The following is a 2,334-nucleotide window of genomic DNA, read 5'->3' on the forward strand; positions in this document are numbered from 1 at the left end:
CCCTGGACACCAGAAATGGAAAGGCCCCGCGAGTGTTGGACGCACTCCGAGGCCGTGACCGGTTGGATATCCCATTAACGTTGCGAGTCAAAGGAAACCGGCATGCACAGCATACCAAATCGCCTGGGCTCTCGCACCTTTCCGGTGTGAGGGCATGACGGCAAAAACTTTCAAGTCACCCCCCCCTGGAACCCTGTCGGCTGGCCGCGCACGCGCGCGCAAGGATGAGCACGCGGGAGCGGCCGACCTGGTCGCCCTTGGTAGTAATGCGAAATATTCTGCCGCTCACCCAGATGTGGACCCGGAAACCGGCGAAATCCTAGGCGTAGCAAGGGATGCGGCGGGATCTAGGTTCGAGCGCTTTGCCCTCCAGGCGGCGGCTCGGCGCCTCCTCCCGGAGTCCAGGACGGCCAAGTGCCTGCGCCTGCGGGCGAAGGGTCGGGAGATCCAGGTCCTGAAGTCCAGGGAGCACAAGAGCTGCAGCTACAAGGGTCTGCAGACCTGCGGGTCGGTCTGGGGCTGCCCGGTCTGTGCGGCCAAGATCAGCGAGCGCCGGCGGGTCGAGCTGCAGGCGGCTATCGCTTTGCACCAGGCGCAGGGCGGCCACGTGTTGCTTGCTACCTACACCACCCCCCACTACCTGGGTGATGACCTGGCGTTAGTCCTGGCGGGTCAGGCCAAGGCGCTGAACTACCTCAACACGGACCGGGCATCGCGGAAGGTCTTCGATGATATGGCCTGCATCGGCCAGGTGCGGGCGCTCGAGGTCACGCACGGGCGTAAGCGTGCGATCAACAACGGTTGGCACCCGCACTATCACGTCCTGCTCTTCGTGGCCTCTGGGCTCGATCTGGCGGCCCTCCAGGTGCGTTTGTTTGACCGGTGGGTGTCTGCTTGCCTGAAGGCCGGTTTGAAGGCTCCTAGCGCCGCTCATGGCGTTCGCCTGGACGATGGCAGTAAGGCAGCAGCCTATGCCTCCAAGTGGGGTCTCGAATCGGAAATGACGAAGGGCCACATCAAGAAAGCGCGGGATGGTGAGACGCCTTTCGACTTCCTGCGGGCCTACCTGGCCGATGGTGACAAACAGGCCGGGGCACTCTTTGCGGAGTTCGCCAAGGTCTTCAAAGGCAAGCGCCAATTGCACTGGTCAGCGGGCCTCAAAAAACGGTTCGCGATCGGGGAGATGACGGATGAAGAGCTGGCCAACAAACAAGACGATCAGGCTGTGCTCCTGGGCTCGATTTCTCTGGAACAGTGGCGGGCAATACTTCGGCACGAAGGGCGCGCAATTGTTCTGGAGCTTGCGGAAAAACAGGGGTGGGAAGTTGCTACGGGGTATATCGAATCAATCTCTCTGAGGGGCCATGATGACGAAACATGCGGTGTGGTGTCAGTTGGAAATCGAGACGAAGAAAATCGTCAAGCTGTACGGCAATGTGCCGGTCTGGGGCGTGACGAAATTGGGCAAAGAGGTGAAGCTCCTGAAGCCCTTTATGCACAGACTGCCAAAGCTTTGCAGGACGTGGCCAGCGGGCACGATTGGGACGCTGTACGCGATCCAGACTTCCGAGGGTGGCGCGGTCGCAGATGTCTTGCTGCCGCAGGACGGGCGACAGGTTCACTACGAGATTCCGTTTGATGACCTGGTGCCGGTGGACTGGCCGAAACAGTAGGAGATGACAGATGGAAACAGTAACTGTTCAGCTCGAGCTGGTAGATGCTCAAGCGATGGCGTTGGCGCAGTTCGTCAAGCGCGTGACCTGGTCGGATTTCCGGGCCTGCGCGGTGGATGATGAGGAGGCGTACATGATCCGGGCCGCGGTCGACCAGGTGGCGCGGGCGCTGGCCGATAAGGGCTATGCACCACGGTAAATGGTTGCGGGGTATGGGGGCGCTTTAGCCCCCATGCAAGCCTAGGATGGGCGATCACCAGGGGCGGGGCTTTGCGGCTACCGCCCTTTTCTCTTTGTCGGCCTCCCTCGCGCTCTGCAAGCCGCCTTTTTTGGGCCTTAGTTGACCTCATGGCTGTTATGTCAACGAGCCTTTGAATTGCCGTAACAAGTAACGCGAAATACAACTTTCTTGCGCAGGAGTGTCATATCCGGCATAGTTTGCGCAGGTCAGATGTTTTGTTTCTGGTTCGGTCGCTGGTGCGTGAGTGTGTGTGGATGCCTGACTCGCGCGCCCCTGGACACCAGAAATGGAAAGGCCCCGCGAGTGTTGGACGCACTCCGAGGCCGTGACCGGTTGGATATCCCATTAACGTTGCGAGTCAAAGGAAACCGGCATGCACAGCATACCAAATCGCCTGGGCTCTCGCACCTTTCCGGTGTG

Annotated in this window: 2 protein-coding genes; both read left to right on the forward strand. The window is 60.3% G+C overall.

Translation table 11 applies throughout. The annotated features are described in order from the left end of the window. Window positions 1-154: 154 nt before the first annotated feature. Window positions 155-1,639, forward strand: coding sequence for a protein rep (locus tag AC1DSJ_RS30050; RefSeq protein WP_476760463.1), 1,485 nt, complete (start codon window positions 155-157; stop codon window positions 1,637-1,639). A gap of 44 nt (window positions 1,640-1,683) precedes the next feature. Then, complete coding sequence (locus AC1DSJ_RS30055) at window positions 1,684-1,872, forward strand: DUF7706 family protein (protein WP_476760464.1); 189 nt, start codon at window positions 1,684-1,686, stop codon at window positions 1,870-1,872. Window positions 1,873-2,334: the final 462 nt, after the last annotated feature.

The sequence above is a fragment of the Achromobacter sp. 01N37 genome (assembly GCF_056399725.1).